This window comes from Phenylobacterium sp. (assembly GCF_041919955.1).
GTDB lineage: Bacteria > Pseudomonadota > Alphaproteobacteria > Caulobacterales > Caulobacteraceae > Phenylobacterium.
In genome coordinates, this window is the sequence record NZ_JAYRSU010000018.1 from 91,779 (window position 1) to 98,662 (window position 6,884).

A 6,884-nucleotide genomic window follows, 5' to 3' on the forward strand; every position below is an offset into this window, starting at 1 on the left:
TCACGCAAGGAGCCTAGTGTTCTCGCCTGCTTATCGGGTTAGGGGGCTTTGGGAATCGACCGGCGGCGTCGTTATCAGCGCGCGCTCGCCTCCTGTTAAGTCGCACCCGCCCCACTTATCGGGTGCGAAACCATGGCCAGCTAACGCTCCCGCCGTCTTGCGGACGGCGGGACGCGCGCCGAGGCGTCGGAACTAACCGACAGTTAAGACCAGCGGTGCGGGGTTCGCCAGTCCGTCGCCGTTGGTGAAGGTGAGCGTGGCCGTGCCGGCTGTGAGGAAGGTCAGGTACAGCGTGGCCGACGTCGTTCCGGCTTCGATGGTCAACGGGCTTTCGCTGAAAGTCCCCGCCACGCCCGACAGGCCGGGCGTGATGACCGCTCCCGCCAGATTGGCGCCATTCAGGCCGATCGTGATCGGAACTGTCTGCCCCACTGTGACGAGGTTCGCCAACACCGCCGTCGCGGGAGCCGCATTGACCTGTAGCGGCTGGCTGGCCGGCGCGATCCCGGCGGCGGAGATTGTGATGGTCTTCGCGCCGGTCGAAGCCGGGGTATAGCTGAAGGTCTTCGGCGTGGCCTCCTCCTCGGGCGGGAAGGTCAGGCTCGCCGGTGAGAAGGTCCCGCCCGCGCCGCCGTCGGACAAGGTCACAACGGTGGCGGTTCCCACCGCGCCGTTCAGACCAACGGTATAGGTGGCCGGCAATCCGACATTCCCATTGGGAGCCCCGCTCAAGGCCAGGGCCGTGGCGTAGACATACGATGGCCAAGCGGGCGCAGAACTCGCGCCGCTGGTCACGGTCCCGGCCCTGCGTGCGATCTTTGGCCCCGAGCCGCGCTGCAGCACCGCCGCGGTGCTGTTCCAGTCACTGGCCGCGCCTGTAACCCAGCAGAGCGGCGGTTCGCCGAAAACGCCCGAGCCGTCAGGGAGCATCTGGAGCGCCGTGAGCTTCGCCCGGTTGGCGACGTCGCTCAAGTCCAGCAACTTGTTGTGGAAGAAAACCCCGCCAGACTCGCCGCTAAAGCCATATAACATCCGGTATGTTGCGGACTTGTCGAACCCGATGAACCGATCAGTGATACCTGCGGCCGCGTAGCTGGTGTTGCCGGCTGTGTTGCCGACCTGGAGCGATGAGATTGGTTTCGACTGGTCGTCGACGTAAAACTGAATTATCGGCGAGTCGCCCTGCGAGGTGTCGATGCTGATCTTGTAGTCGTGGGGATCGGTATCGATAGCGGGCGAGTTGAACTGAGCGAGCGTCTGGTTGCCGCCGTTCCGTACCCGGAACCGCAGGCCGCCGGTGCTGAGGGTTTCAATAGAGAGATAGATGGAGCCGGTCGTCGGCCCCACAATAGTGGTCGTGCTCCAGGTCCCCTTCTTGAATTCGGGGAGGAAGATTGTCGCGAACCGAGACGCCGCGCCCCAAGCGCCCGAGACATGCTGTTCAAACTGATCGTCGGAGGTGAACACGGCGACGGTCCAGGCAGGCGAGCGCAGGGTGCGGGTCGTCCAGGTCGAGGTAATGCCGCCGCCCAGGTCGAAGGTGACGGTCTCGCGCGTGAAGTAGTCGCCGCTGACCGTCCGACGCAGGCGCAGGTATTTGTTCGCCGGCACGCTCGTCGCCGCGGTGAATGGCCCTTGTGGGTTCGCGCCGGCGCTATTGTCGCCGTAGAACAGCTCGACGCCTGGCGGTGGGGTGATGGTTCGCGTCGCACTGTCGGTGACCAGTTGGCTCCAGTCGCTCTGGGCGACGCTGCCGATCGGCACGTCGAACGTGTTCGGGAAGACGACATTGGCTAGATTGTCGACGATCTGGGTCGCGCCAATCCGGCCGTAGCCGAGTGAACGCCTCATCTCGCTTGTCAGCGCGCCGCTCCATGGACTGGTGTGGGTGCTGATCGTCGAGACCTTGTTGGTCGGCGACTTACCCGCGATGTTCGCGTCGTTGGACGGCAGGACGTTGGTCACGAGGTTGTTCGTCCAGGTGAAAGTTTCGTCCGGATTTGACGCGCAGCCGTCCAGCACACAGTGGTCCACGAGGCCGGTTCCGCGCACCACCATGGCGTCCGCATTGCCGCTGACCATGCCCCGCCGCCGCATGAACATGTCTCGCGTCACGGTGGTGTCGTAGGAGTTCGACCAGTACTGAAAGGCTGCCGCGCTCTCGCCGTCCATCTCGAAGATGTTGCCGGTAATCAGCATGTCGTGGGTCACGTGCGCAGTCAGTGGGCGCGTGGTGTTGACAGTTTCGTTGTAGCGGACGGTGCAGTTGCGATTGACATCGCCGCCGAAGCTTCCCCCGACAACGGTGGTCGAGGCTGCGGTGTCCAAAGTCGCCGTCGTGGCGGTGATCGAGCCGATCTTGGCGATGAGATCCTCGCCACCGACGCCAGCGCCAGTGACGCGGATCTCTCGGCCGGGTTGGTAGAAGTCCCCTACGCCCTTGTCGGCGGGCAGGTCGGTCAGGGTGGCGACCGTCGACCCGGAGGAAATGTCGGCCTTAAAGATGTAGCCGGCCACGTAATATGCGCGGCCGTTCCCGTGCGTCGACTGGCACGTGTCGCTGATGTTGTGCTCATCCAGGGTGTAGCGGGCGTTGACCATGTAGTAGCCCGTAAAGCCCATATTGCGGATGTAGTTCGCTCGCAGCACGTGACGCCAGTTCTCCACCGCGGAGAAGCGAAAGGCGGACGAGCGGAAGATCAGCTGGCAAGTGCAGCGCTCGACCTCCCAGTCCGATGAGATGCCCGATCCGAGCACCCGCACAGCGGCCGCCTGCGAGACGTCGCTCGCCATATAGGCGAAGTCACAGGCGTGCACGCGGCCCACCCCGGCGATGCTGACGCCGCTATTGGTCGCGACGTCGCCGAAGACACCCCCGCCCTGGTCGTTGCTGGAGGCCGTGTAGCCACCCGAGATCTTCAGCCGGAAGGCGGCGAAGTTGGCGTACTCCGCGTCCAGCACCTTCTTGCCGAGCGAACGCTCCAGCGGCTGAGCGCCGTTTGACAGCCAGGCGAAGGTGTTCACGCCGTCCCAGGCGCGCTGGCCCGGGGCGTTGATCAGCGCGGGGTGGCCGGCGATATTGAACGCGCTCGCTCCGTATTCGTCGATCAGGATCTCCACCGGGAGGGTGAAGGTCAGGACCCCGGTCGCGGGGTCGTGGGTCGTAATCGTCGCCGGCCGGATATGGTTGGCGCCAGCCCATGCGAAGATGATCCAACCCTGGAAACTGATCCCCGGAAACTGCGAGGCGAGCTCAGCCCAGGTGAGCTGGTAGGTGTAGCTGCCGGTCGCTTCGGCCAGCAGGACGATGTTGGCGCTGGCCAGGCGGCGCATCCCTCGCGAGCCATCGACCCGCGGTTCCTGGCTGTCGATGAACTTGTTGGCCCCGGCCGGCGGATACTGCGCCGGAAACACCATCTCGGATCCGTTCCGGAACGGCTGGCTGTGGGTGCTGCCGAAGGGATACTTCTGGATGTTGGCGAGGTTGGGGTTGCCGTAGACCTCCCCCGAAGTCGCCGCCGTGCCGGCCGGCGCGATCGCCAGCGTGGACAGCTCGGCCTTGGTCGGGCCGCCGTAGCTCGGGAGGCTGGCGTAGAGGCAGTTGTCGACCGCCGAGAAGCCGGTCGACCGGACGATCTGGCCGGCCTTGAGCACGATGAGATGCTTCTGCGTCGCGATCGGCGGCGCGGCCTTCAAGGCCGCCGGCCCGTTGGTGGCGTCCGGATCGCCGGGCATGTGTTTCCAGGCGGTGGCCGGGGTCAGTCCGTCGCCAACGTCGTCCGGTCGCGTGTTGTCCACGTAGCGGACGTTGGGCGGCACCTCGATGTGCAGCGTAGCCTGATGGGTATCGTAAGGCGCTTCAAGCGCGTAGGTGAAGGTGAACACCAGGGCGTAGGTTCCCGGCGCCAGGCCCACGCCGGCGTTGTCGAGCATGCCCGTCCCGGTGTTGAAAGCGAACTGGCCCGCGCTGTTGCCGGAGGTAAGGGAGATGGCCGTTGGAATCGGCGCCGGCGTCACCACGCCATGGTCGTCTACGCGCTGGGTCGCTGCGACATCGATCGGCCAGTCGCCCGGCGCGGTGTTCTTGTCCCGAAAGATCGTGGCGTCGGCGAGCATATTGCACCTGCTGAGTGAATTTTCACGACACACCCTCTGGTAGTACTTATTAATGAAAAGCTATTGAAGATTGTGAATTTGCGGCGAAATGCGGGTCCGCCATGAGGGGGGAGCCGCGAGGAATTTTCTGAAGCGCGCGTTGAGACAAGTCCGCCTATCGCGTTGGACGCGGTGTCTTCAGGCCCTCCCATCGCCGGCATGCGCATGCCCACGTCCCGCGCCGGCGCCAATGTCCGTAGTGGCGCCAAGCCGACACCTCCGAAGCCGACGTTGGCAATCCCGGCGCGTGCGCGTGTGTGCATGGAAAACGCGCGCGCTGGTCGCCAGAGATTGAATATCATGCTCCCCGGTCCGCTGGTCGAGGAAGCCAAGGCGCTCGGCCTTAATCTCTCTCGGGCCTGCGAGAGCGGTCTGGAAGCCGCAGTTGCGGCCGAACGCGCACGTCGCTGGCAGGCGGATAACCGCCCATTCTTCGATTGGTACAACGCCAAGGTCGAGAAGGATGGCCTCTTGTTGGCCGAGTACCGGCAGTTCTGATGAAGCATGCGGTCTACCGACTTGCGAACGGCGTGTTGGTGGTGGACGTGCAGTCGGATCTCCTCAACCCCACTATTACGCGCGTGGTCGTGCCGCTCGTTGCGCCGATAGACCTGAGGGGTGGCCAGTCCGGACGGCTGACGCCCAGCTTTGAGGTTGAAGGCCAAAACGTCATGCTTCTGCCGCTGCAGATGGCGGCCGTACCTCTTCGTGAACTGGGCGACCAACCGGTGCGCTTTCTCACCGAGGACGAGGCCTACGCCGTTAGAAGCGCGCTCGGCGTGCTGTTTGAAGGCGTCTAGCAGCGTCCGTTCCGCTGCTGACCATCAATTACCGCTCTGGGCGCAAAGTCGAAGCTGCCTTGCCCGATATAAAAACCCCGCCGGCTCGCACCGGCGGGGCTTCGCAGTCCTGCTCTCCAACCCCGCCCTCGGCAAGCCGAGGGGCGAAGCGTAAGCGTCAGTAGCCCTGGATCTTCGCGTACCGATCGCGATGGTACGACTGGCTGCCGAACGCCGCTTCCACGGCGCGGGCGCGCTTCATGTAGAAGCCGGCGTCGTGGGCGTCGGTCATGCCGATGCCGCCGTGCATCTGGACCATCTCGTTCGAGACCAGGTGGAAGGTGTCGCCCATCTTGGCCTTGGCCAGGGAGACGAGTTCCGGCACGTCCGGGCTGCCGGCGTCGATCGCCTGGAGGGCGGCTTCGACGGCCGAGCGGGCCAGTTCCAGGTCGGTGAACATCTTGGCCGCGCGGTGCTGCAGGGCCTGGAACGAGCCGATGACCTGGCCGAACTGGACGCGGACCTTCAGGTAGTCGAGCGTGGTCTCGAAGGCCTGGACGGCCGAGCCGAGCATTTCGGCGCAGATGCCGGCGCGGGCGCGGTCGAGGGTCTGCTCCAGCACGCCCCAGCCCTTGCCTTCCTCGCCCAGCAGGGCGCCCGCCGCCACCTCGACGTTGTCGAAGCTGATGTTCGAGGCGCCGCGGCTGTCGGCCAGCTTCAGGTTCTGCTTGGTCACGCCCTTGGCGTCGGCGGGCACCAGGAACAGGCTGATCCCGTCCTTGTCGCCTGGCTTGCCCGAGGTGCGGGCCGAGACGACCAGCAGGCCGGCGGCCGGGCCTTCCAGCACGAAGGTCTTTTTGCCGCTCAGGGTATAGCCCGCGCCCGACTTCGTGGCCGCCAGGGCGACCTTGTCCGGAGCGTGGTGCGCGCCTTCGTCGACCGCCAGGGTGGCGACCAGCGAGCCGTCGGCGATCTTCGGCAGGTACTCGCCCTTCTGGGCTTCGTTCCCGCCCAGGATCAGGGCGCTCGCGGCGGCCAGGCCCGAGGCCAGCAGCGGCGAGGCGGTGAGCGTGCGGCCCATCTCCTCGAGGATCAGGCCCATGGACAGGTAGCCGAAGTTCGACCCGCCGTATTCCTCGGGGATGATCACCCCGGCCCAGCCCATCTCGGCCTGCTCGTTCCAGGCGTCGGCGTCGTAGCCGAGTTCCACGCCGCTATCGCGCATCTTGCGGAAGGCGGTGACCGGGCTCTTTTCCTGGACCCAGCTCTTCGCCGCGTCGCGGAGCATGCTCTGTTCTTCGTTCAGAACGGCCATGTCTAAAATCCTATTCTCGAAAGTCTTTGGTTGTTCTGAGGGTTAGTTGTGCTGCGTCAGGTCGGGCAGGCCGAGGATGCGCTTGGAGATGATGTTGTTCTGCACCTCCTGGCTGCCGCCGTAGATCGTGGTGGCCTTGCCGCCCAGCCACGACCGCACCGCGGTCAGTTCCTCGCCGGTGAAGGCCTCGCCCTCCCAGCCCAGGCCCTGGTGACCCATGATCTCGAGGGTCAGCTCGGCCTTGTCCTGCATCCAGCGGGTGCCGGCGTTCTTCATGATCGAGGTGGCGGCCGAGGGGCCGGAATTGCCCTTGGCTTCCATCATCGCGCGCACGGCGGTCTGCTGGAAGGCGCGGCCGTCGATCTCGTTCATGATGATGCGGGTGCGCAGGTCGCTGTCGGCCAGCTTGCCGGTCTCGTCCACGCCCACATAGTCCTTGGCCAGCTTCGGCAGCGGCTTGGCGCCGCCGAACCCGCCGCCACCGCCCGCGCCCGACAGGCCCGAACGCTCGTGCTGCAGCAGGCGCTTGGCGATGGTCCAGCCGCCGTTCAGCGGGCCGACCAGGTCCTTCTTCTCGGCGCGCGCGTCGGTCAGGAAGGTTTCGCAGAAGGGCGAGTTGCCGGCGATCAGCGGGA

General features: G+C 65.5%; 5 protein-coding genes. 2 read left to right on the forward strand and 3 right to left on the reverse strand.

Annotated elements, in window-relative coordinates; translation table 11 throughout:
• Positions 1-192: 192 nt before the first annotated feature.
• Positions 193-4,116: a hypothetical protein gene (locus ACE3T2_RS15375; RefSeq protein WP_374658856.1), complete on the reverse strand. Its 3,924-nt coding sequence runs from the start codon at positions 4,114-4,116 to the stop codon at positions 193-195.
• Positions 4,117-4,416: 300 nt separating this feature from the next.
• Between ACE3T2_RS15375 and ACE3T2_RS15380 the strand changes: the two genes are divergently transcribed.
• Positions 4,417-4,653, forward strand: coding sequence for a type II toxin-antitoxin system CcdA family antitoxin (locus tag ACE3T2_RS15380; protein ID WP_374658858.1), 237 nt, complete (start codon positions 4,417-4,419; stop codon positions 4,651-4,653).
• A complete protein-coding gene (locus ACE3T2_RS15385; RefSeq protein WP_374658860.1) occupies positions 4,653-4,955 on the forward strand; it encodes a CcdB family protein in 303 nt (100 codons plus the stop codon). Before ACE3T2_RS15380 ends, ACE3T2_RS15385 begins: the two co-directional genes overlap by 1 nt.
• A 157-nt stretch (positions 4,956-5,112) precedes the next feature.
• On the opposite strand, the gene ACE3T2_RS15390 is transcribed toward ACE3T2_RS15385, so the two are convergent.
• Positions 5,113-6,249 carry an acyl-CoA dehydrogenase family protein gene (locus ACE3T2_RS15390; protein ID WP_374658862.1) on the reverse strand — a complete coding sequence of 379 codons (1,137 nt, stop codon included), beginning with the start codon at positions 6,247-6,249 and terminating at the stop codon, positions 5,113-5,115.
• A 42-nt stretch (positions 6,250-6,291) separates the two neighbouring features.
• On the reverse strand, positions 6,292-6,884 hold a 593-nt coding region (locus tag ACE3T2_RS15395; RefSeq protein WP_374658864.1), incomplete at its 5' end, for an acyl-CoA dehydrogenase family protein.